Genomic DNA, 23,733 nt, shown 5'->3' on the forward strand with positions numbered 1-23,733 from the left:
AATGAAAAATGAAAATTGAAAAACGTTCTTTCAGGGTTGTTTAATACAACTTTAGGAAGTTTTTAAATGTCAATCTTATATAGTTTAATGAATTACTCTCTTTTTTCTTAAAGTTCCCGTCCAAATGCTTTTGTCTTAATATTTTTCTTATCAAGGAATTCTTCTATTTTTTTCTGTTCTCTTCCATTCACCACATTACTTTTATTCATAATTGATCCAATGTTTATTTTTGGAAAAACCCCTTTATTTGCGTCATCTGTAATATTACTAAGGATTTCATCTAGTTCATAAAGAATCTCATTGTAAGTTGTAGTGTACTGGCTAATTCTTTCAGACTCTTCTTGATAACCTGTAGGTAATGTATTATTTAAGATAAAGTTAGAAAAATTTTCATCATTTTCTTTTGTAAGCTTGGTAATTTGGGCGAACTTCTTTAATTCATTTTTATTTAATTCCTCTCCCTCATATATAATCTCTTGAAATGGGTAACTAGCATTAACTAATTCATCATGGCTGTCTAGATATGTTTTTATGCTTCCTTTTATCTCTTCTTCGTCAATTACACTATTCAGTTTTTCAGAGGTAAAAATAATACTTGGAACCTTTACATCCTGCGTAGAAAGAATTTCATTTTCTCCATTATCAATACTTTCTGTATTATCAGTATTTTCACCCTGCGAACATGCGCTTAATGCAAAAATAATTAAGAAGCTATAAATAATCCTTCTCATAATCATTTCTTCTCCTTTGCTTGATTTATTGCTTTTTTCTCTTTACCCCTTTATCAATAGCATAAACAGCGTTTAATTCTTTAGCGATCTCAACTTTAATACGATTAGCTCATGAATAAGTTCCAATTTCAATAAAATTTTCCATTTGAAATTACAATCCAATCTTATCAGTTAGCTTTTTTATCGCACTGACTACCACTTCGGGAACATCATTTTGTATATAATGAGCACTGTTTTCAACTATAACCAATTCATTATCAGAGGATATTTCAAGAATTGCCCTCTGCATTTCATTCCATAACTCTTGTGATTCCTTTGAATAATGAGCTTTTTTACCAGCTGAAAGAACAATTAGTGGGACATTTAATTTAAATTTAGTTTCTTTTACCTGCTTTAGGCTTTCCATAAATTCATCATAATTGCCTTCATAAACGAATTGCTTGTTGTATGCTTGTTGAAACTCTTTTGACATCGTTGGAAGAAATCTTTCTCTGTAATCTTCAGGCGTAGAGTCAACTAAGACAAGTCCACAAACTTCATTTTGATATTCAGTTGCAAACATTCGCATATTAACTCCACCAAATGAATGACCTACTAATATGTAGGGAGGTTTAATCTTGGCTTCAATAAGAAGTTCCTTCAATTCTCTTACCATCTCACGACTGGTTCTGGGATTCGAACTTTTTTCACTGTTCCCAAGTCCTGCTCTATCATAAATTAAAACGTTAGAGAGCATTGAAATATCTCCAATTACTGAATCCCAAGCCTTGGAAAAATCTCCATATCCAGCGTCCATTACAATTGTTGGTTTTCCTATATTTTCTCCCACTAATTTAGCATATAAATTACAATCACTTATTTGCACAAACATTTCTTTAGTCATTTAGTCCATTCCTCTCATTTTGCCAACTAATTAACAATCCTTAGTTGAAAAAATTCAACAAAAAGGTGCATTAATCCTTCTTGGATCAACGCACCCTTTAAGTACAATACTTCACAATCTTTTGTAGTTATAGAATCCCGTACTTTTTCAATGCAAAATATATCCCATCTTCACTTGATTTTTTTGTCACAAAATCTGCTACCATTTTCAATTTTTTATTTCCATTTCCCATCGCAATTCCAAGTCCTACTAATTCCAACATATCTATGTCGTTCTCTCCATCCCCAAACGCAAGCGCCTCAGACTTATCAATATTAAAATACTCTAATACTTTGTTGATTGCTAAAGATTTTGATATGTCTTTTTCTAATACATTTAATATATAGGGATGCCATCTTTTAAAGGTTAGGTGCGGGAATCTTTTAATATATTTCTCAACCATTTCGTCATTCGCGAATAGACACATTAAAAATATCTCACTATTATATACCTGTTGGTTTATGGTAGGATATTCCTCCAGTGATAAGGTTTCCCTTAATGCTTTTAATATATTGTCATTCTTTACACCATTCATACTGTAATCTTCAGTATAGAATGATAGTCCATTATTCTCCGCATACGCAAATTCAACCATTTCTTGAACTATTCTTTTATCCATCGGCACTTTATGAATAATTTTTTTATTTTGTTTTACATACGCTCCATTTGCTGTGATGAAAGTATCAATTCCTAACGCTTTTATTTCGTTACACATGGATAATGGTCTACCTGTTGCCACTACAACCTTTAGCCCTTTACCTATTAAAGCTTTAATTGCCTCTTTGGTGCTTTCTGAAATGCTACCATCCTCATGGTTCGTAATTGTTCCATCTACATCAAAAAATACAATTTTATACTTCATTTAAAACTCCTTTACTTTTTTGAAGAGAAGCAATATTAACCCAATTAAAATAAATTGTACCAAAATATTAGTATCTAAGGTTAATATAAATTCAGAGTGTTATTTCTATAGGAGTGAGTATGCTGTTAGATATGTTGTTATATAACTGGCAGGTAAAAGAGGACTGATAAAAACTTTGATACTAGAAGAGTAGAAATAAAGAGTGGAATGGGATTACATTTTCATTTACATATGGAATAATCATTCATCATATGATTTCACATGAAATTCATCATATTGGGCAATTATCAATTTGGGCAAGAGCAATGGATCTAAAACCAATTTCTTCGGATTTAATTATAGGCTGTTTTCGTAAACTTTGTTGCTTTTGTAAGTAAGGGATTTATGTTATACTTTATAAATCAATATAGTTCAGAATTATCAAAAAAAATATAAAGAGGGATGAAGATACTTTGAAGAGGAAATTTGGATTTTTATCTTTTATTTTAGCCATTGTAGGGATTTTGCTATTTTACTTGAGTTCTCAGGGCAGTAACGGAATTTTCAACCCTTATTTTTTCACAGGACTTGCTTCTTGGATAACAAGTTTTGTGCTAGGCGTTAAAGGAGTCAAAGCAAAAGAAAGTGGTTCTTTAAAATTTGTTGGTATGGGAATGATTTCTCTTATTATTATTGGTTATGGATTGTCAATAGTTCTAATGGGCATTCGTGGATTCGGAGCTTAAACACATTTTTGGACAGATTATCACTGTTTAAGGGTGAATTTTTTGTACTACTTATGCTATTCCTTTCAACATACAAGTTAAACAACACTCTTCAACTGAACCGTTAGCACAACAAGAAAGGATTACCACAGCAATCCCCTTTTTTCACTCTTGCACCCGTTCGTATTTAAGCTATAACGGTTTCCAATTAAAGTCTCTCTTATCATTTTCATTAGGTTTTCTTACATACTCGGTACAGCTTTCCTCACAAGCGCCAAATAGGATATAGTTTCTCTGTGCTTGTCTTAAAGATGGAATATTGGCTCCACCCTTATAATCAGGGTCAGCATATTGAATCCCATCATCTTCCCAAAAACAGATTCTACATATATCATAAGTTCCAGGAGGTTCTACATCTAATGTTTTATAACCGCAGCAAGGACAAGTGAATTTCATATAATCACCCCAATAAAGCATACCTCTTATCTCAATTATACTACCCTATAGCCATCCATGAAGCAGAAAAATCATTGCCTCATCACAGAGATTGAAAATACATTTGTATGACTATAATGGTGATTAATCCAGTCAACCAAGCAATATCAATGATTTGCAGCTCTCTCATTTTTAAAAAACACATGAGACGGGTTTCTTTTTTTGGATTTTAGAGAAGTTTATTTTCATGGTAATTTAAGTATATTCTTTCACAATCTCCATCTAATTTAACATAAAGCAAGCGTGCAATTCTTATTACAGAATTGCGCCCGTTAATTGAATAACGAAATAGTATTTATTACTTTTATTTGAAAATGTTTATTAATTTCATTTAATATTTATCTAAACTTTTCCAAGTTTGAATTAGCCATTCTTCAAAAACGGTCTCTTCTTCAAATTGTGGATAATGTGCAGATTTTTCAAAGACGATAAATTCCTTAATAGGAGCCTTTACGATATCATAATATGCTTTTGCTGAATTCGTAGATGTCATATAATCATATTTTCCCATGACAAAATAGAGAGGGATATCTAAGCTACTAACTATTGTTGTAATATCATTCTCCTTTTCTTCAGAAAGTAATATATCCTGTGTGGCTGAAATTCCATTTAAATAACGAATGACATCAAGTAAATTGTATTCGGGGTTCGTTAGAAATCCTATGTAATAATCCATATTATCATTAATTAACCTTGATGCCCCTCCATACTTCCGAACCAGATCTCTAGGGGTATTTGCTTCCCCTATTTCAATAGAATCTTCAAGAAGCTTGAGTTTATCTACATCCTTTTGATTTCCAGCTTGATTTGCTTGACTAATTGTATAGTTGAGGCTATCTACTTCACTATTAATATAATTAGAAACTTGACCAATCCCAATATATGCAGCAAATTTTTCAGGAGCCTTTTTTGCAGCCTTCATTCCTATGTATGTACCGTAAGAATGACCAATTAATAATACCTTTTCTTTAGAAAATTCATTTTTTACATAGTCTGTTAGAGCCAATAAATCCTCAACATGTTGATCTGAGGAAATATCAGAATAATCATCAAAGAACTGATATGATTTTCCACTTCCTCTTTGATCATAATGAACAATAGTAAAATGCTCTTCAAGTAAATCTTGATACTTTCTAACATAAGGAATTTCAGAGCACCCTGGTCCCCCATGTACGAAAATAATAATTGGATTGTTTCGATCAACACCTCTTATCATTACTTCAAGTTCTGTTCCGTTTATTTCTATGCTCTCTAATGTAGCAATGCTGTTTTCCCCATCTATCTTAGGTGTCCATGTTGGAAACAATAGAATAAGAAGTATGAACAGAGTTATAGATATGAAAAAAATGATTAACTTTCTTTTACTTTTCAAATAGAAAACTCCTTATCTACTTTTGGCCATAACTCTTGAATAGGGAAAATTATCAAAAATTGCGTTGAAGTTTATTCGTTGAAATTTTTTTTAGAAAGTAATTTTTTTAAGAAATTCACTTTAATGAAAGATATAAAATACGTAAAGTTTCGCTATTTCTTTCGCATACATTTTTCATCTTTCTTCCCCCAATAATCTACAGTTATTAAGGAATATTCATTCAACCTTTTATTATACCTTCTTCAAGTAATAATAACTTCAACAAAAAAAGCGATAATCCTTTATCTAGGATTATCGCACGCTTTTGATATGAATACCTGCTTATGACATTAGAAGAACATCATTATATAGTTTAACAAGTGTTCTTCCACGTACTTTTCCTTCTAAAATACCAGCTAATACTACCGGTAGTTCTTTTAAAGAGATTTCATTGACCATATCTTCATTTAACGCTGTTGGTTTCAAATCATCTCCTAGACGATTCCAAACTTCTAAACGCTTCTTCATTGGACATTCGACCGAGTCGATGCCCAGCCAATTGACACCTCGTGAAATATAAGGAAGAACAGTTGTGGAAACATCAATCCCACCTGTTAAACCACTTGTAGCTACAGATCCTCCATATTTCAATGTACTGAGTATGTACTGGAGGGTTTTCCCACCTACAGGGTCAATAGCTCCAGCCCATTTTTCTTCGCGTATTGGCGTTTGGTCGGTATCAATAATTTCATTACGATGAATAATCTGTTTGGCCCCTAATCCTTTCAAATATGCTTCTTCATTAGATTTGCCTGTACTAGCTACAACATCATAACCTCTTTTAGCGAGAATATTTACAGCAATACTACCAACTCCACCCGTAGCACCGGCTACCAAAACAGGTCCCTGACTAGTTTCTAATTGATTATCTTCAAGCCTTTGAACGGATAATGCTGCGGTAAAACCAGCTGTTCCAATAATCATCGATTCTTTTAAAGTCAATCCTTTTGGAAGAGGAACAACCCACTCTGCAGGTACACGAGCTATTTCACTAAATCCACCAAAATGTCCTGTTCCTAACTTATAGCTAGTCACGATGACTTCATCACCTGTTTTAAATCGGTCATCCGTTGAATCCACAACCGTTCCAGCTAAATCGATTCCTGGTACTAAAGGATAGGATTCTACTAATTGATTTTGGATGGCTACTAAACCGTCTTTAAAATTCACACTCGAATAAACAACTCGAATAGTTACTTCCCCTTTAGGAAGATCCTGTATATTTAATTGTTTGATTTCTAACTTTGTTTGATTATTCACTTTATCTAATACCATTGCTTGAAAAGTATTCATATATCGAATCATATCCTTTCTACACAATTACTTATTAATCTAATTTGAATTTATTTGTAGAGAGACATTTTCTTCTTAAAAGACCGAGTATGATCACTTTTCTTTTTGGTAAAATCGTCTTGCCTTGGCACGGTTGCCGCAATCGGCCATTGAACACCAGCGGCGGCTCCGGTTCCGACTCGTATCGAAGAATAACCATCCACAAGGGTCTCCCTCACATTGTTTAACTCGATTCAGGTCGTTTTTGGAAACGAGTAAATCTACAGCAGATTGCAAAATCGGAGGAAGCATAGTGTCTAAGTTTTTCTCGGTTTGCTTGAACTTTAAAGTAAAATGATCATTTTCATGGATTATTTGCAAAGATTGATAAAAGTGACTCACAGTTTCATTGAAACGTTCCAGATCTGGCGGGTGTGGCGATGTTTCCTTTGAAATGGACTTGAAGATTCGATACATGACTTCCCGCATTTCGATTGCCTGTTTCAGAACATCATCCGCTTCAGACGGTCTCTCCTCTGCTTTTAAAAGAAGAGCTTTTGCTTGTTCTCCGGCCAAGACTTCAGCATGGATGCACCAGTCGACCAATTTGGCGTAACTCGTAAACCAATCCCGCCTTTTCTCAGCACTTTCCCGCCAACTGACGGTATTGATGAAATCCATACACAAACGTTCTCCTACCATCATATAAGGGTTCGTTTCCGACATGTTCAAAACTCCTTTACTATAACCATCATAATACATATTGACAGTTAGAAGCAACTCGGTTAAGCTATAACCATCTAAAGTAGTTTTGATGGTTAAATACAAATTCAGGAGGTACTGAGATGAACAATCCGATGTTAGTAGCTGTTAGAACATTGTTGAAGGAAACATTTGATGGACCTGAAGAAAACGCAAGCTGGTACACAGAGGCGAAGCCTGGTAGTGGTTTATTCGGAACGCTCGTAGAATTATCAGCGGAAGATGCTTCGATACCTGTCAATGGTACGACAATCGCCGCACAAGCGGATCATACCCGCTATTACTTATGGGTTGTGAATTCCTACTTAAATGGAGAAGAACCCAGGAAGGATTGGGAAGCATCATGGAAAATCACAGAAGTTGATAAAATCACATGGGCACAATTTAATGTCGAACTTCAACAAGAATACACAACACTACTTAAAAAGATTGATTCACTTGACTCCTTAGACGAACAGACATCGAATGGTCTGTTGGGAGCTATTGCTCACTCCGCCTACCATCTCGGTTCGATACGACAGATGGTCAAAGCGATCAAAGTCCCAAACCAATCATAAGAGTAAAAAAGCTGCATGGAATCAGTCCTTGCAGCTTTCAGCTTGTAGAGAAAAACCTCGTTTTTCTACAAGCTTTTTTTGATGGTTTTAGAAAAATTCTTTTTTTATTTTTCTTTTCTCAAGAATAAGACTCTCTTCCAACTAGTGTGAACCCCTCTTTGGATTATATTTAATACGTAATTCTACGGAAAACACATGTAAAAACCGTTTTTTCAAAAGGTTGGCTACTTAAGGAAATGGAACCTTTCATTGCTTTCATTAGGTGTTTCGTTATACTTAATCCGAGCCCACTTCCTTGAAATTCTGGACCTCTCGCATCATCCAGGGTATATAACCGGTCAAAAACCTTCTCTTGGTGCACCTTAGCGATTCCTTTCCCTTTATCCCAAATATCAATTGCAATAAACTCTCCATCTTCTCGAACGTTTAAGCCAAATATTCCCCCATCACTTCCGTAGCGGATGGCATTTGAGATAAGATTGCTTAATACCCGATTTAATGCCTCCTCATTTCCAAGAATATAATAATATTGTTCTGGAATATTGACTTCCACCTGAAGATTTTTCGATTGCAGCAAATCATAAAACTCTAGCACATTTTTCCTGCATATTTCATTAATAGAAATCCTGCTTAAAGGAAATGTATAATCCCCGGAATCAAGTTTAACAAGGTCAAAAAATTGATTGAGCATCGTAACTACATATAGCATTTTTTGATGAAGGCGGGAAATGGTCTGGCTCCGTTCATCCACACTCATATTGTTGTCTACATGTAATTTTTCAACATAGCCTAAAATGACGGTCAATGGCGTTTTCAAATCGTGAGACATATTTGATAGCATTTTTCTTAAACTTTCCTTCGTTTTTACATACTCCGCAATGACTTGCTGATTGTAATCTAATAGTCGGTTAATTTGAATGAGAAATTGTTTAATAGTTTTCTGTTCTGTTTGTATTAACACTTTTTCAGTAGTCTTCTGCTCAATAATATCTGTAAGTTTATTTTGTATGTCGTTCAAGTCCCTATTCATTTTTCTCCTAGAATAGGATTGCACTGCAACAATCACGAGCAAAATAACTATGATTGTACTCAATAAAAGGACCATGCGTTAATCACCCAATTTATATCCGATTCCCCATATCGTCCGAATGTATTGCGGGTTGGACGGGTCCTCTTCTATTTTTTCCCGAAGTCTTCTAATATGGACGTTAATCACATTTTCATTACCATAATAGTCATCTTCCCAGATGAGTTGGTAAATTTGCTCCTTTGTAAACACCCTGTTCCGATTGGTCATAAATAGCTTTAAAATATGAAACTCCTTTGATGTAAGCTGCACGGTCTCCCCATTGACTAATGCCGAGAACGTTTTCAAATCAAGAGAAAGCTCTTTAAAATGTAGGATCGTTGAAGTAGATGTATTCTCTGTAGGAAGGTATTGTGTTGCTCTTCGAATAGCAGCATGTACCCTAGCGGTTAGTTCAAGCATAGAAAAAGGCTTACTGATGTAATCGTCTGCACCAAAACCTAGACCTAAGGCTTTATCTATATCACTCCCTTTTGCTGAAGTGATCAAGATAGGAACTAAACTTTTTGTTCTTATCTGCTTAAGAAAGTCCATGCCATTTAACTTAGGAAGCATTAAATCTAGTAAGATTACATCCACCTCATTTTTATGAAATTGTGCCAATGCCTCCTCCCCATCAAATGCAGTAACTACCGTAAAATTCTCCTGTTCCAAGTGACTTTTTACCAAATTACTAATATCTCTATCATCTTCAACTAGCAGAACATTTCTTTGCATATTTACACTTCCATTCTTTGTGCGAATGTCACCACATTTTTCAAACAATTGATATAGCAATTCTAAATCCGATATCATCTATGAAAAAATCAGGCATACTCTTTCTACGACTAGTAGCTCCACATCCACGTTCCTCTTCTGCCCAACTGCCTCCACGAATTATTCTGTAATTGCCAAATGTCTCTTCGTCGTATAGGTCCCAGCACCACTCCCAAACATTACCGATCATGTCATACAAGCCCCATTCATTAGGCAATTTCATACCAACTTCGTGTACTACTTTATTCGAATTATCTTTGTACCAAGCTATTTCATCTATTTCGGCATACCGATATCCTGTTGATTTCGCCTTACATGCATATTGCCATTCAGCATCTGTCGGTAAACGAAAACCATTAGCATGATAGTTGCAAATAACAGAATTACGTTCTTTATCAAAATCATAAAACTTGTCATAGCCCAATGCATCAGATAGTAAATTACAAAAATTCACTGCATCTATCCATGAAATATTAACAACAGGTTTTCGAGCATCAGTTGTTGTTAAAAATTTCTCCCCCATAATAATCGAATAAAGTTCCTCTGTCACCGTATATTTACCTAGAAAAAACGGCTTAATCTCAACATTCCAAATAATTTCCTTTAAATTTTTTCGAATACCAGGTATTCCTAATTTGTAATTTGAACTAATCCATTTTTGCTCGTTTCGAAAATCTCTTAGGCTGATTTCTCCTTCAGGAATATACACCATTAAATCTTTTAAGTAGTCATTTAAGTTAGCTAACATTGCCCTCTCCTAGCTCTCGACTTTATTGTTTTAGACACCACTCTTCAGTCAAGTTAGTGGAATATTCCACTTTACTAATTTTACCATATAATTACTCGATCCAATAATATATATAAGGCAAACGAATTGATCTGTTTGCCTCTCTTTTAACACACTAACAATCAAGCTAAATGAAATTACCACAGTAAGGTACCATTTTAGTTTGTTACAAAAGAACAAATGTTCTATAATGAAAAGTATGAAAAATTTGGAGGTATAATCTATGAGACCTAAACTATCGAAAGATATTAGTGTAGATAGTTTTGTAGATTTTTATTGGTTAAAGGAAGAATTACAATCTTTTTGTAAAGAAAATGGACTAAGTGCTTCTGGGTCTAAAATAGAGATTTCCAACCGGATTGAAGTATTTCTAAAGACTGGGGAGATAAAGAAGCCTGCTAGAAAAGAAAAAGCGATTAAAAAGAAGGAACCTCAAGTAGATTTGGGCCTTGAAACAGTCATTACAGAAAACCATCGTTGTAGTCAAAATATAAGAACATTTTTTAAGACAGTTATTCCAAAATTTCATTTCTCCACTTATATCCAAAATTATTTTAAAAACAATGTCGGAAAAACTTATCGTGATGTAATAGACGCTTGGTATGAGGAAGAAGAACGAAAGAAAGACCCTTCGTACAGGAAAAACATTTCACCACAATTCGAATATAATCAATTTATTCGTGATTTTTTTAATGACCCGATTAACCAAGGGAAAGGTCGTGAAGAAGCGATTAAAGCCTGGAATGAAATCAAGATACTTCCTGGAAGCAATAAATATAAGCCTGATAATTACTAAAGCACACTCTGATGTTGATAATGTTTAATTCAATAAGTAAAAAAGAGTTCCGATCATGTTTGATCGGTAACTCTTTTACCTATGGAACTTCTATGAATTTTAAGATCTGAAACGACTGAGGAACTGCTGGAGCCGTTCACTTTCCGTATTTTCTAATACCTCTTCGGGTGTCCCTTGCTCCGCGATTACACCATCCTCTAAGAAAATAATCCGATCGGCGACATCTCGAGCAAAATCCATCTCATGCGTCACAAGCACCATCGCCATTTCACCTTCTTTGGCGATTTCACGGATCACCTCAAGGACTTCACCAACAAGCTCAGGGTCAAGGGCAGAGGTTACCTCATCAAACAGCATAATCTTCGGACGCATCACAAGGGCACGTGCCATCGCTACCCGTTGTTTTTGACCACCAGAAAGCTGATTCGGATAGTTATCTAATTTATCTCCTAAACCCACCTTTTCTAACATTTCCATTGCATTTTTTCTAGCTATATCCTTTGATTCGCCCTTCACATTAATCGGACCTGTCATACAATTTTCTAGAATGGTCATATGAGGAAACAAATTAAAATGCTGAAATACCATCCCGATATCTCCTCTAATTTGCCTTAAATGCTTTTCATTTGCTTTCACTAGTTCACCATTTTTCTCCATTTGCCAAAGGTTTTGGCTATTCACCTCAATGACACCTGAACTAGGTTCCTCTAATGTCATTAATAACCGAATAATAGTTGTTTTACCAGACCCACTAGGTCCGATCAAAGCAATCTTTTCAGCCGGTGCGATTTCTAAGTTAATCCCTTTTAAGACATCCACCTCGTCGAAAGATTTTGTTACATTTTTATATTTTACAATTGGCTCAGCCATTGATTGCCACTCCCTTTTTTAATCTTCTAGCTCCTGTTGGATCATTCTTGTCGAATCGTCGGTTCAGTTTGATTTCTAATTTTTTTATCAGAACTGCTGATGGATAACTTAAAAGGAGGAAAAAGATCGCCACTAAAGTATATGGTTCTAAATAAGCCCAATTTCTCGCACCGAATCTATCAGCCATGAACATCATACCTGCAACACCAACTGTCGATGTCAACGGCACTTCCTTGAACATGATAATCAAATAATTCCCTAACATCGGGATCGTCGGAGGAATCGCTTGCGGAAGGATGACTTTTGTCCACCTATCCTTAATTGACATATTTAACGCAATGGAGGCTTCCCATTGTCCTTTATCCACAGCTTGAATTCCGGAACGATAGGTTTCAGAAATATATGTGCTATAGTGAACGCCAAGACCTAGCACAGCAACCGCCAATGGACTTAAGCTCACTCCTATATATGGAACCATTGGTAATCCAAAAAATAAGAAGAATAATTGTACAAGTGGTGGTGTGGATCGAATAAACTCAAGAACAAATGACACGACCCACTGAATAGGTTTAAATGGAATTCGTTTTAAAAAAACCCAGACGAAACCGAATACCATCGCAAACAGATAACAAACAATCGTCACCCCGAGGGTCACCCACATCCCTTTAAAAATCATCGGAAGTGATCCAAAAAACATATTCCAATCCCACATTATTCGCTAGCAACTCCCCTCGATGATTGTTTTTCCGCCCACTTCGTTAAACCGATTAGAGGTAAGGCGATAATAAAATAGAAAACAAGTATGATTAAGTAAACGGTAGGCGTCGAAGAAAGATTGGTATTTGTATATAGTTGCCCTCGATACACAATATCGGCCAAGCCCACGAGAGAGATAAGTGAAGTTGCCTTTAACATTTGAATCAGATAATTACCGAATTCCGGAAGCATCATCCTGACTGCTTGTGGCAAAATAATAAGTCTCATACGTTGAAAACGTGACATATTCAGCGCGATAGCTGCTTCTGTTTGTCCACGCGAAACAGAGAGAATCGATCCACGAACCGTTTCCGACATGTAGGCTCCATAGTTCATGGAAATCGCAATCACACACGCCCAAAATTCGGATCCTAAATCAATCCCAAACAAAATCGGCAGTGCATAGAAAAACCAAAACAACTGAATAATTAAAGAGGTTCCGCGAAAAACTTCTACGAAAAACCCAGTAAATTTTCGTAGAAAAATGTTCTTCGACAATCGACCAAACCCCGCTAAAAATGCGATTAGAAAAGAGAAAAATGCGGATGCACCTAAAATAAGAAGCGTAATATTAAGACCTCGTAGTAATATCGAAAAGATTTCACCTATTTGACTAATTTGACTCACCTCATTTTTATGAAAAAAACAGATCTCCCATTGGGAGACCTGTACAACCTTCCCCGTGTTATTTTAAACTTTTGATTACTTGTTCCGTTGTTATATCATTCGGAACAAGGTTCCCTTCACCAAAACCAGAAGGGGTAATGAGATCTAGAATTTCTCCGTTTTCTTTCAGCTTTTTGAGCTCTGCGTTATAAGCTTCCCTGAGTTCATCGTTGCCTTTAGCAAATCCAGCAGCACCATAACTAGGTACACCTTTGATATCTGGCTGCTCAAAATCCTCAACAAATTCTAATGACTTTTTATCAGAAGATTCCAAGGCCATCTTCACAGTCATTTCTGTCCCTGTAGTCGCATGAGCACGGCCTGATTGTACGGCTGAGAATGTAGCAGGAATATCAGCAACCTCAAGAATTTGATCTTCACTAACACCCATCTCTTTTAAAAACTCTATTTCTGTTGCACCAGACATTACTGCCACTATGGTCTTAGGATTGTTCGCAATATCTGTGTAGCTATGGAGATCTAATGGATTTCCTTTTTCAACAATTAAGCCTTCACCATATTGAATTTCTGGTTCACCAAAGTCCACTTGTTCAGCACGTTCTGGTAAAATCGCCATTCCCGCTGTGATTACATCGAATTTGCCAGCTTTTACGCCTGGAATAAGTTGATTCCACTCGGCAATCTGACCTTCAACATTTTCAATGCCCATATTTTGAAAAACCTTTGTCGCAATTTCAACGGCTGCTCCTTTTAATTCACCCGTTTTGGGATCTTGATAGGCATATGGTGCTTCGTTTGAAAAACCAATCGTAACCGTTCCTTTTTCTTTCAGTTCATCAAGACTTGATCCCCCTGAGGTAGCTCCCTTAGTCGTGCCACCCACTCCTTCACCTGTGCCACAAGCTGTCATGATTCCTATGACTAGTATTAAAAATAAAATCGATAATCGTTTTTTCATTAACTTATTCCCCCTTAAATTTGAAAACCAGCAAAATATTAAATGGCAATGCCTTTTAAAAAATAGAAATTTCATATTTACTTCGAAACACAGTCGTCTTTAAAATTGTATATCTTTTTAGACTATTTGCTCAAATGCCGTATTTTTGGATTTTTCGGGATATTTAGGGTTATTACATGTTGTGGTCTGTTGACTAGGCGGATATGCAAACATAGGCAAACATGCTCCCTTAGATTTGTGTATGCTCCAAATTTGAACCATGAAGGTGATTTTTGATGCAAGACTTATTCAGACTTTACTTTCGGATATAAATATTCAATAAAATACCAAAAAGCAGTGTCTTGTGAAAAACACTGCTTTTATACTAGATTCTATTAACGCTTTTTAGTTATGCAAGTACTTCAAAGAAAACGGCTCAATATTGAACAGGTGACTCTACAGAGATTTATTGGAATTATTTAATTTTAATTCCTTTCCCCCTGTCTCCACATACGAATCCATTATGTCCTTTGGAACCATGCTCCCGCCTGTTGCCCATGAAATATGAATGGCTTGCTTCATTTTTTCTGTTAATCGATTATTTTCGATATACTTTTTTCCTTCTGGTTCTACAAATAATCGAGCTGGACCGGCCATGCCTGCTAAGGCAGAGGGTTCTAAATAGAGGTTTTCCGTTTGAGCCAACATATTGAGATAAGCAAATAGATAATGATCATCTACCGTATAAACCCCACTAATCAGGTGTTTCAATGTTTTTCCAACAAAGCCCGATGGTCTTCCAACAGCTAATCCATCAGCGGCTGTTTTGTTATCAATGCCAAAATCTTGGACCGAAATTTTGTCATGCTGCTCGGTGAGTAATCCCAATAACATACAAGGTGAATGGGTCGGTTCAGCAAAAAAACAATGGACATGATCTTTGAAGATAAGCTTTAGTCCAAAAGCCACACCTCCTGGCCCTCCTCCAACTCCACAAGGAAGGTAGACAAACAATGGATGATGTTCATCGATGGTGATTTTCATTGCCTCTAATTGTTTTTGTATTCTTAATGCTGCTACGGCATAACCTAAAAACAAATTGGTGGAATTTTCATCATCTACGAAATAGCTTTTGAGATTTTCCTGAGACTGCTTTCTTCCTTGTTCAACTGCAACACTGTAGTCCAATTCATGTTCAATTACTGTTACTCCCTTACTTCTAAGCAGGGCTTTTTTCCATTGCTTTGCATCGGCTGACATATGAACCGTTACTTTAAATCCTAGCTTAGCACTTATAATTCCAATACTTAATCCTAAATTACCGGTTGAACCCACAACAATCGAATAATTGGAAAAGAACTGTCTAAATGAATCACTGTCGAGTTTGCTATAATCTTCATCCACAGATAAAAGTTTATTTTCAATTGCTAAGTCCTCAGCATGCTTTAAAACCTCATAAATACCACCTCTTGCTTTAATTGATCCAGAGATCGGTAGATGACTATCACATTTCAAGAGCATTTTTCCTTCTATCTTTTCAGTAAAAAAACTCTCAAGAAAACCCTGCATAGCTTGAATCTCAATTAATGGTGATTCGATGATTCCATTCGATTCCCTTGTCTCTGGGAAAGGACTAGCAATGTAAGGAGAAAACCTCTTTAATCTCTCTTCCGCATCTCTAACATCCTTGATTCCTAAAGAAACGTGTTGAATCGCTCTTTCAAAATCTTGGTACTTTGGATTATTCCAAAATACTTCCTCGGTTAACATAAGTTTTTTTAATAATGGAAAGGTTTGAATCCATGCATCTTTTGTTTTTCCTAAAATAGTTTCCATCCCCACACCCCTTTAAAAATGATAATACAAATTCGTTATTTCCATTTTATCTTTTTAAATTGTGTTCAGGCTACTCAGTCCATAAGCAAAACAAAAAGAGAGGATCTCCTCCTCTCCGCTCCAAACATTAGTTTATATTTGAACCTATTCTGAAATCAATCAGCTAAATTAGCAAATGGTCTTTTTCTATACCTTTTCTTAAAGCCTCTGATTAGATGGTTTTTTACTTCATTAGGATCTTCAACAGGTAGTTCCTTCCAACAAATGATCAAATCATTGTTATTTTCTAGTTGCCACATAATCCTCCCTCCATAGTGGCCAACATTTTTACCTCTACCGAATTTTAATAATTGATTTATTCTTGAATTCAATGTTGCAGAGCTTTTTCCACCACCGGCTTTGCCTATATATATCACTTTCGTATCAATCACCCAATTATCTTCTAACTCTTCTATTGGAACATTAGGATCCCGCCCCTTAAAAAAACCACCTGAACCTTCACTCAAAAATTCCGGAGATTCATCAGGAGTATAAAGTATCAGATAAACTCCTTTATTATGGGGAATTGTTGAATGATTATGCATTAATTGACTAACTGGAATATAACCTTCAAAGCCATAATCCTTAATTGATTTAAAATTGCTAAAATCCATATATTCACCTCAGATTTTAAAGTATAAAAGCCATGCGCTGTTATATCATCTTATTTTCTACATATCCATTAAATTACCAAAATAATATTTTTTGAAAAATCTTATTCACTAATTACAGTTAATTATGTTAAATTATGGATATATATGATATAGGAACTGAAAATGAATTTAGACTTTTTTACGTGATTCTTTAGGGGGGATTTGTTTGGTAAAAAGAAGCATCGGCATAACATTTATCGCCATTTCAACCATTGCTATTTTGGTTAAAAGTTTAAGTGAAGCCTTTGGTGGTGCGCTACTAGTTGGGGATACCATTATTAACTTAAGTTTAGTCTGTTTTTTAGCTGGATTATGCTATTTGTCCTGGGGTGAATATGACAAGTATAAGGATGGTAAGAGAATTTCAGGAAAATAAATTTTGCTATACTCAACTGTTGCTTTCATTCAATATTCTTTTAAAGAAATAGCTCGGTAATAACTGAGCTATTTTTATATACAAAAACATTGATTATTGAACACCGTTACATGGTAATGACAATTTTTCCTTGTGCATGCCCCTCTTCTAAATACTTGAGTGCATCAGGGGGACTTCACTCAGCACATAATTTCGATTAATCACTGGTTTTACTTTTCCCGACTCGAGCATTTCAGCCATCATAACCAAATCCTTTTGGTTTGGTCGATGCAAAAAGCTCCACATTTTCTTATCTTCTGACAGAGAATTTAATGGACCAAGTGCCATAGATTTAGGAATTGTTTGTAAGTTCCACATTTATAACAACATTTCCCCTCTTATGACCTTCCTCGACATATCTATGAGCTTCTACAATCTCATCAAATTCATAGTACCTATCAATGACCACTTTTAACTTCCCCATCTCAACAAGATCTTTAAGGAAGTTTAATGCTTCTGGAGTTTCAGGTGAATTTTGACTCAATACTAACTTCCGCTTGCTTGTCAGTTTAGTCCATAGCATTTGAACACTTGGTAACGGTTCAGTGATATTTATATAGGTACCGCCCTTCTTTAACACTTTCATACAAGCTGAAAAGGAACTTTTGTTTACCGCTTCAAATATCACATCATAAGTCTCTTCTGTCCTAGAAAAATCTTCAGTTGTATAATCAATTACCTTGTCGGCCCCTAGAGATTTTACCAATTCCAAATTTTTGGTACTGCATACCCCTGTAACATTTGCTCCGAAATATTTGGCAATCTGAACTGTATAACTTCCTACACTTCCTGATGCACCGTACACTAGAATCTTTTGTCCGTTCTGAATATTAGCTTTTCTAAGAAAATACAAAGCTGTGCGTGCTCCAATTGGAATCGCAGCAGCTTCTGCAAAAGTTATATTGGAAGGTTTAATTGATACTGGACCATCTTCCGGTAAACACATATATTCAGCGTAAGCGCCGAAACCGGAAAGAGTTGCTGCGAAAACCTGGTCACCTTCCTTAAACTTTTTGACATCTTTCCCAACTGACTCAATCACTCCAGCTAACTCCATCCCTAATATCTCTTTTTTGGGTTGTCTGAAACCAAGTGTAATTCGGGCAGGCAGCCAAAATGCGGGAGGAACTGTAAAACTCCGTGACCGGATATCAGCTACTGTTACCGTTGTCGCTTTTACCTTTACCAAAATTTCATTTTCTTTAGGAAGTGGTTTTTCTACTTCCTTCAATTGAAGAACGTCTGGGGGACCATAATTTGTATACACAATTGCTTTCATTTATCCACCTCTAATTCGTAATACCTACTACTATCATACGAATATTACGAATATATAGACCAAAGGTTTGACCTTCAAAGACAGTTCTTTAACTGGGAAGCATTCAATTTATAGATGTCAGACTAACTTATTTTTCTTTTTTTCTATGAACAAGATATTTAGAATGATGACCACAAACATCATTACAAAAGAAGCCATATTAATCATAAGGATTGATTCGACACTCCAGTTTGTAAATCGGGTAAAAACATCAGGAATAATAAGGAATGCTGGTATCCAAATGGAAACCCATGTTTTGCTCCAAATCGCAGTTCCGATAAAAATACTGCTACAAATCATAATCACAATAAGATCTGCTGTTGTGTCACCTCTATAAAACGGATTAACGAATATAGAACTAACAACAATTATTAGAATCGCTAAAGTTGTTACAATCGCACTCGCAACCATTCCCCCAAGAAAAAATTTCTTCTTTGAATATTGCTTTCGACCTGCATTTTGTAAAAAATAAACGTAGATCGCAAGCCCCAACACAGCTAATATGGGCATCCCAATGACTTGTATAATGTTTAGTTCAAACTCTCCTCTTATGGCTGGTCCTATTAGGAAGTAGGCAATAACCCCAAGAAAATAGACTGGAAGGAACTTTACAAGTCGTTTATAATCTGTCTTCATTTCCTGTTTCAGTGAAGCCATATACTGTTCGGGTGTTTGACCAATAATATCAGCTACGCTTCTCCCACTTTTCTCGGCTTCGGTGAGATGATCACTTAATTCCTCTATTAATTCCTTAATTTCTTGCTCGTTTTTTCCTGACATCATTAAGTACATCCTAAGATTGTCTATAAAAGCCTCACTTTTTATTGATAGCATATCCTTACCTTCCTTTCAGTAATTCGTTCACTGGTATTGAAATTTGTTCCCATTCTTCAGTAATACTCTCTAATGCCTCATACCCAGATTCTGTCAAAAAATAATATTTCCGATTTGGTCCTGATTCTGAGGGTCGCATTTCACCACGAATGAGCCCGTTCTTCTGAAGTCGCAATAAAATCGGGTAAATTGTTCCTTCACTCACATCCGCTAAGCCAATATTCAGTAGTTTTTGTGAAAGTTCATAGCCATAGATAGGCTCTTTTTCAATTACAGCTAAAACACATCCGTCTAAAATTCCTTTTAACAATTGGCTTCTTATCGACATTTCATCATACTTCCCCCTCTAGTTTGTTATACAAGATAGTGAACAAAAAAATTAATCTATCCTCAGGTAGTTGGTAAAACAAGATAGCGGTTAAAAAAACAACTATCTTGTAATACAAAATAGTTGTTTTAAGTTTAAAATTATTTCATTTATTTGTCAATAGGTTTTTTATGCTCATTTATTTTCTTTTAATCTACCATAAACTAAGACTTCGCTAAACATCACGTTTTTTAAAGCTATAAATGGAAAATATCACGATAAGTCCCCCATATAGCAACGCATACCAAATCATCAAATTACTAGGTGTGGAGACACTAGTGAACATCCCACCTTGTGCAAGTGACAATGGATTATCAGTCGTATCAAATAATAAAATGGTCATTTTACGATATACTGAATCAATAGGAAAAATAAGACTCATAATAATCCCGATATTTACTAGATTCGTTTTCTCGATTAAAGCTCCAAATTGTTCAATAAAGCCCCCAATAAAGGCCGCACCATACAAGACGATTGAAACAATTCCTGCATTTAAAGTGGTCATTCGAGTACTTAAAAATAATCCGAATGCTATCAAAACAAACGGCTGAATGGCAAACATACTTACGGCTTTGATCATTTGCAATGGTTTGATGTCCAACGCCATCCATTCCTCTCCAATCCCTTGATGAATCAGGATGATACTAAAAAATAGACCGACTGCATAGGTAATCAGGAGAAGAGCTAATCCTACAAACTTCCCCAATACAAATTGGGACCTAGATATTGGGCGCATCAACCATGTATCAATTTGATGACTTGACACTTCTCCTGAAATGGAACTAACACTAGACAAAATCGCAAGTAAAGCAATAATAAAAGATGAAAAATAAAGGCCGACACCTAATAACTGTGAGGCGATAAACTGCTGCAGTAATATAACTTCTGTTCCTTGAACAGCAGTAGCATCCGCCGGTGATTCCTTTCCAGCAAAATAAATAGCCGTTCCATACAGCGCCAGAAAAACGAGTGTCATAATGATCGTTATTAAAAAGATCCGCTTTGAGATCATTTCTTTAAAGGTTAGTTTACTGATTGTCCACATAATCGTTCTCCTTTTTCTGGTTCACCCAATACAAGAAAACATCCTCTAAGTGAGGAATGATTGGTTTCACTTCATAAATCGCAATCTGCTTTGAAGAGAAATATTGAATAACTCTTGGTATATCGGATTCATTTTCTAGCTGAATAATCGACCGCGTACGTCCTTCTTCCTCTTTTATTTTTTGATATCTTTTCACAAATGAAGGAACCGGCGTACTTATTGGCTGATCTGTTACAACTTCAACCTGTGTTTCAGTCATCATTAATTCTCGCCAAGGCCCTTGTGCAACCATTTCTCCTTGATGTACAATCGACACATGATCACACACTGACTCTACTTCATATAACAAATGACTATTCAAAAAAACTGTTTTTCCTTGGTCTCGAAGAAATACCATGAGATCTCGTACATCTTTGCGTCCAATTGGGTCAAGTGCAGAAGTAGGCTCATCAAGAAAAACGACCTTCGGATCATTTAAAATAGCACAAGCAAGACCAATTCGTTGGGACATTCCCTTTGAAAATCCACTAATCCGCCCATTTTCTCTTCCAGTCATTCCTACTAACTCGATTACTTCTTCAATTCGTTTGTTTCGTTGCCGAACCGGTATTTTACATAGTTCCGCATGACTATGTAACAATTGCTTACCAGTTAACCAATCTGGGTAACGAAATAACTCTGGAAGATACCCTACTTGTTCCCGTGACTTTGTAGTTCCAATCGGTTCTCCGAGAATATAACCTTCTCCACTTGTCGGTTGCAATAATCCAAGAAGTGTACGAACAAACGTACTTTTTCCAGAGCCATTAGGTCCTAAAAAACCATACACAATTCCCTCACCTACCGACAAGGTTAAATCTGAAATACCTCCTTTTCCATCATAAGTTTTCGTTAAAGAATTCGTCTGAATAACGTTCATCATCTACCTCCATGATGTGTATTAAGAAAAGTTCAGAGTACAATGAGACCTCTGGTGAACTTTTAATTTAGTTTAATTAATTTGTTTAATTAATTTGTTTACTTAACTGGATAAATTCATCTGCAGTCTTTTTACCTGTAGCAAAGAGCATCTGAATATCGCCATTTTCCTTCCAGACCATATAGGAGTCATTTTCACTTTCTATTACAAATCCCGGAGCATTACCTACACGCACCTCAGTCATTATAGATCCTTCTGTTTCTACAAGCGGAATGGGTAATGTCGTTTCAATATTATCAATGCCTGCAAGCTGCGACTTCACATTTTCAGGTATAAATGGAAGAGAAAGCAATGTTGCTCTTAACTGTTCGATCGATACTCCCTCAGGAACCTTGATTTCTGGAGATTTTGTGTGCCTATATGAGATGGATTGATCGTTCAGCTTGTATTCAGTTTGAATAGCTTCAAAGATTGATACTGAAAACGGCTTTTCATTTAATAATGCTTCAAATTGATGTTCTGAACCTAATTGAGTTAATAATTGATTCGTTTTTTCTACATTAAGGGTAAAGGTTATCGTTGATGCTGGAGTTACCCTTACTCTCTCAATATCAAATTCTCCTAATTTAGGTACTGGATAGCCAGCTTCAACAGCTGATTCGTATGTTTCATAGAATGTTGGTTCTCCTGATGTCTCTGACATTTCCAACTTTCCAATTCCCATTAGGTCCAAAGTTCCTTCTTTATTTTCACTTACCCAATTCTCAATCTCTCTTATATCACTTTGGGTCAGCTTCACCATTTCAAATTCATTAACTCTGAATAATGATAAAAATTGATTCGCTTCAACTCGAACCTGAGGAATCGCTAACGAGCTAAAAATAGCTGCTGCTGCAACTCCTGAAATAAGTAATTGTTTTGTTTTTGATTTCAAAGAACTACATCCCTTTCTCGTTTATATATCTTTTTGTTCTGTGATTTTCTGACTGCCAGCATGTTGAAGATTTTCTCAAATATCGTCCATAACTGATTAAGCGTCATATTGATTATAAGATATTATTTATTGAATATCAATAAATAATTTATCTTAGTTAATATATTATTATTGATTGATCAAATCGTTTTTGAAGAGGTAATTACAGCTATGAGAGGATTGTGGGAGTAAGTATATAATTAAAATATGAAAAAAGGAAACACAAACCTTTGGAGTAAAGTTTGTGTTTCCCATCAATTAGATTATTGTCAAATTACTTCTCATCATAGGCATTGAGTGCATTTACACTATGTGCCAACGCAGATCCTGCTTTTAATGCAACAGCAACGAAAATAGCTTCCGCGATTTCTTCCAAATCGGCACCCGCCTTCTTGGCATTTTTCGTATGAAGGTCGATGCAATACGCGCAGCCTGTTGTGTGTGCAGAAGCAACCGCAATCAACTCTTTATCCTTTTCTGTTAAATTTTGTACTTTGAGAGATTTTGTATCAAAATCAATAAATGCTTTAAATGCCTCACCATTTAAGTCAGCAAATTCTTTCAGTCTTGCAAAATAGGCTGCTTTATAAAGCTCCTCATCGCCGTTTCCATCATATGCATTTAGTGCATTCACGCCATGTGCCAAAGCAGAACCTGCCTTCAATGCTGTTGCTACAAAAATGGCCTCTGCCACTTCTTCTCTAGTAGAGTCATTCTTTTTCGCATTCCCAACATGTAAGTCAATGCAATATGGACAACCCGTGATATGGGCTACCGCCACTGCAATCAATTCCTTCTGCTTCACGGATAGTCTTCCAGCAGCTAAAGCTTGGCTATCAAACTTTATGAAAGATTGAAAGGCTTGCGGTGCATACTTTTTCAATTCCGGAAGTCTTCCGAAATATTCCTTTTTATACAAGCTATCAGTTTTTGCTATTGACATTAAAAATCTCTCCCTTTACTATTATTCACCAATTAAAATACGACTTTCCTTATGGATTT

At 35.7% G+C, this 23,733-nt stretch carries 28 protein-coding genes and 1 pseudogene; 5 read left to right on the top strand and 24 right to left on the bottom strand.

Features of this window, described 5'->3' with window-relative positions; translation table 11 throughout:
• Positions 1–107: 107 nt before the first annotated feature.
• The 3 genes from V7097_RS16300 to V7097_RS16310 all read right to left on the bottom strand — a co-directional run bounded on the left by V7097_RS16300 (position 108) and on the right by V7097_RS16310 (position 2,515).
• Positions 108–731, bottom strand: a complete 624-nt coding sequence (locus V7097_RS16300; protein WP_335704687.1) for an NDxxF motif lipoprotein — start codon at positions 729–731, stop codon at positions 108–110.
• Positions 732–882: 151 nt separating this feature from the next.
• Positions 883–1,614, bottom strand: coding sequence for an alpha/beta fold hydrolase (locus tag V7097_RS16305; RefSeq protein ID WP_335704688.1), 732 nt, complete (start codon positions 1,612–1,614; stop codon positions 883–885).
• Between the two features lie 127 nt (positions 1,615–1,741).
• Complete coding sequence (locus tag V7097_RS16310; protein WP_335704689.1) at positions 1,742–2,515, bottom strand: Cof-type HAD-IIB family hydrolase; 774 nt, start codon at positions 2,513–2,515, stop codon at positions 1,742–1,744.
• Positions 2,516–2,736: 221 nt separating this feature from the next.
• Between V7097_RS16310 and V7097_RS16315 the strand changes: the two are divergent.
• Both V7097_RS16315 and V7097_RS16320 read left to right on the top strand, forming a co-directional pair.
• Positions 2,737–2,892 (top strand): annotated as a pseudogene (locus tag V7097_RS16315) (DinB family protein); the annotation flags it as partial.
• 75 nt (positions 2,893–2,967) lie between these two features.
• Positions 2,968–3,240, top strand: a complete 273-nt coding sequence (locus tag V7097_RS16320) for a hypothetical protein (protein ID WP_335704690.1) — start codon at positions 2,968–2,970, stop codon at positions 3,238–3,240.
• A 171-nt stretch (positions 3,241–3,411) separates the two neighbouring features.
• Here the strand turns inward: V7097_RS16320 and V7097_RS16325 are convergent, their stop codons facing one another.
• The 4 genes from V7097_RS16325 to V7097_RS16340 all read right to left on the bottom strand — a co-directional run bounded on the left by V7097_RS16325 (position 3,412) and on the right by V7097_RS16340 (position 7,123).
• A complete protein-coding gene (locus tag V7097_RS16325) occupies positions 3,412–3,675 on the bottom strand; it encodes a CPCC family cysteine-rich protein (protein WP_335704691.1) in 264 nt (87 codons plus the stop codon).
• Positions 3,676–4,045: 370 nt separating this feature from the next.
• Complete coding sequence (locus V7097_RS16330) at positions 4,046–5,086, bottom strand: alpha/beta fold hydrolase (RefSeq protein WP_335704692.1); 1,041 nt, start codon at positions 5,084–5,086, stop codon at positions 4,046–4,048.
• A 321-nt stretch (positions 5,087–5,407) separates the two neighbouring features.
• Complete coding sequence (locus V7097_RS16335) at positions 5,408–6,418, bottom strand: acrylyl-CoA reductase family protein (protein WP_335704693.1); 1,011 nt, start codon at positions 6,416–6,418, stop codon at positions 5,408–5,410.
• Positions 6,419–6,511: 93 nt separating this feature from the next.
• Positions 6,512–7,123, bottom strand: coding sequence for a CGNR zinc finger domain-containing protein (locus V7097_RS16340; protein WP_335704694.1), 612 nt, complete (start codon positions 7,121–7,123; stop codon positions 6,512–6,514).
• Positions 7,124–7,242: 119 nt separating this feature from the next.
• On the opposite strand from V7097_RS16340, the gene V7097_RS16345 reads away from it, so the two are divergent.
• Complete coding sequence (locus tag V7097_RS16345) at positions 7,243–7,716, top strand: hypothetical protein (RefSeq protein WP_335704695.1); 474 nt, start codon at positions 7,243–7,245, stop codon at positions 7,714–7,716.
• 169 nt (positions 7,717–7,885) lie between these two features.
• On the opposite strand, the gene V7097_RS16350 is transcribed toward V7097_RS16345, so the two are convergent.
• The 3 genes from V7097_RS16350 to V7097_RS16360 are packed head-to-tail and all read right to left on the bottom strand — an operon-like array spanning position 7,886 to position 10,307.
• A complete protein-coding gene (locus V7097_RS16350; RefSeq protein ID WP_335704696.1) occupies positions 7,886–8,821 on the bottom strand; it encodes a sensor histidine kinase in 936 nt (311 codons plus the stop codon).
• A 3-nt stretch (positions 8,822–8,824) separates the two neighbouring features.
• The gene (locus V7097_RS16355; protein ID WP_335704697.1) at positions 8,825–9,520 is read right to left on the bottom strand and encodes a response regulator transcription factor; all 696 of its coding nucleotides are present in this window, start codon (positions 9,518–9,520) and stop codon (positions 8,825–8,827) included.
• 40 nt (positions 9,521–9,560) lie between these two features.
• Entirely contained in the window at positions 9,561–10,307 is a 747-nt protein-coding gene (locus tag V7097_RS16360; protein WP_335704698.1) for a formylglycine-generating enzyme family protein, read from the bottom strand.
• 262 nt (positions 10,308–10,569) lie between these two features.
• Here V7097_RS16360 and V7097_RS16365 point away from each other — a divergent pair, with 262 nt between their 5' ends.
• The gene (locus V7097_RS16365) at positions 10,570–11,142 is read left to right on the top strand and encodes a DUF6434 domain-containing protein (protein WP_335704699.1); all 573 of its coding nucleotides are present in this window, start codon (positions 10,570–10,572) and stop codon (positions 11,140–11,142) included.
• A 99-nt stretch (positions 11,143–11,241) separates the two neighbouring features.
• Here V7097_RS16365 and ehuA read toward each other — a convergent pair whose 3' ends face one another.
• The 6 genes from ehuA to V7097_RS16395 all read right to left on the bottom strand — a co-directional run bounded on the left by ehuA (position 11,242) and on the right by V7097_RS16395 (position 16,821).
• The gene (ehuA, locus tag V7097_RS16370; protein ID WP_335704700.1) at positions 11,242–12,012 is read right to left on the bottom strand and encodes an ectoine/hydroxyectoine ABC transporter ATP-binding protein EhuA; all 771 of its coding nucleotides are present in this window, start codon (positions 12,010–12,012) and stop codon (positions 11,242–11,244) included.
• On the bottom strand, positions 12,005–12,724 hold the full coding sequence (gene ehuD / locus V7097_RS16375) for an ectoine/hydroxyectoine ABC transporter permease subunit EhuD (protein WP_335704701.1): 720 nt from the start codon (positions 12,722–12,724) through the stop codon (positions 12,005–12,007). Before ehuD ends, ehuA begins: the two co-directional genes overlap by 8 nt.
• Positions 12,724–13,386, bottom strand: coding sequence for an amino acid ABC transporter permease (locus tag V7097_RS16380; RefSeq protein ID WP_335704788.1), 663 nt, complete (start codon positions 13,384–13,386; stop codon positions 12,724–12,726). Before V7097_RS16380 ends, ehuD begins: the two co-directional genes overlap by 1 nt.
• Before the next feature lie 67 nt (positions 13,387–13,453).
• Entirely contained in the window at positions 13,454–14,353 is a 900-nt protein-coding gene (gene ehuB, locus V7097_RS16385; RefSeq protein WP_335704702.1) for an ectoine/hydroxyectoine ABC transporter substrate-binding protein EhuB, read from the bottom strand.
• 435 nt (positions 14,354–14,788) lie between these two features.
• Entirely contained in the window at positions 14,789–16,168 is a 1,380-nt protein-coding gene (locus tag V7097_RS16390) for a D-serine ammonia-lyase (protein ID WP_335704703.1), read from the bottom strand.
• A gap of 155 nt (positions 16,169–16,323) precedes the next feature.
• Positions 16,324–16,821, bottom strand: a complete 498-nt coding sequence (locus V7097_RS16395) for a hypothetical protein (protein WP_335704704.1) — start codon at positions 16,819–16,821, stop codon at positions 16,324–16,326.
• 205 nt (positions 16,822–17,026) lie between these two features.
• Between V7097_RS16395 and V7097_RS16400 the strand changes: the two genes are divergently transcribed.
• The gene (locus V7097_RS16400) at positions 17,027–17,236 is read left to right on the top strand and encodes a hypothetical protein (RefSeq protein WP_335704705.1); all 210 of its coding nucleotides are present in this window, start codon (positions 17,027–17,029) and stop codon (positions 17,234–17,236) included.
• Positions 17,237–17,383: 147 nt separating this feature from the next.
• Here the strand turns inward: V7097_RS16400 and V7097_RS16405 are convergent, their stop codons facing one another.
• From V7097_RS16405 to V7097_RS16440, 8 genes are all read right to left on the bottom strand, one after another.
• Complete coding sequence (locus tag V7097_RS16405) at positions 17,384–17,593, bottom strand: hypothetical protein (RefSeq protein ID WP_335704706.1); 210 nt, start codon at positions 17,591–17,593, stop codon at positions 17,384–17,386.
• Positions 17,568–18,554, bottom strand: a complete 987-nt coding sequence (locus tag V7097_RS16410; protein WP_335704707.1) for an NAD(P)-dependent alcohol dehydrogenase — start codon at positions 18,552–18,554, stop codon at positions 17,568–17,570. The genes V7097_RS16405 and V7097_RS16410 overlap by 26 nt, the downstream gene beginning before the upstream one ends.
• Before the next feature lie 117 nt (positions 18,555–18,671).
• The gene (locus tag V7097_RS16415) at positions 18,672–19,376 is read right to left on the bottom strand and encodes an HAAS domain-containing protein (RefSeq protein ID WP_335704708.1); all 705 of its coding nucleotides are present in this window, start codon (positions 19,374–19,376) and stop codon (positions 18,672–18,674) included.
• A 55-nt stretch (positions 19,377–19,431) separates the two neighbouring features.
• Positions 19,432–19,755 (bottom strand): PadR family transcriptional regulator, encoded by a 324-nt coding sequence (locus V7097_RS16420; RefSeq protein WP_335704709.1) that lies wholly within the window; start codon positions 19,753–19,755, stop codon positions 19,432–19,434.
• A 214-nt stretch (positions 19,756–19,969) separates the two neighbouring features.
• A complete protein-coding gene (locus V7097_RS16425) occupies positions 19,970–20,839 on the bottom strand; it encodes an ABC transporter permease subunit (protein ID WP_335704710.1) in 870 nt (289 codons plus the stop codon).
• Positions 20,823–21,758, bottom strand: coding sequence for an ABC transporter ATP-binding protein (locus V7097_RS16430; protein WP_335704711.1), 936 nt, complete (start codon positions 21,756–21,758; stop codon positions 20,823–20,825). Before V7097_RS16430 ends, V7097_RS16425 begins: the two co-directional genes overlap by 17 nt.
• 85 nt (positions 21,759–21,843) lie before the next feature.
• Positions 21,844–22,692, bottom strand: coding sequence for a hypothetical protein (locus V7097_RS16435; RefSeq protein WP_335704712.1), 849 nt, complete (start codon positions 22,690–22,692; stop codon positions 21,844–21,846).
• Between the two features lie 313 nt (positions 22,693–23,005).
• Complete coding sequence (locus tag V7097_RS16440; protein ID WP_335704713.1) at positions 23,006–23,674, bottom strand: carboxymuconolactone decarboxylase family protein; 669 nt, start codon at positions 23,672–23,674, stop codon at positions 23,006–23,008.
• Between the last annotated feature and the right edge of the window lie 59 nt (positions 23,675–23,733).

It is taken from the genome of Bacillus sp. JJ1562, assembly GCF_036962705.1.
Taxonomy (GTDB): domain Bacteria; phylum Bacillota; class Bacilli; order Bacillales; family Bacillaceae_L; genus Ferdinandcohnia.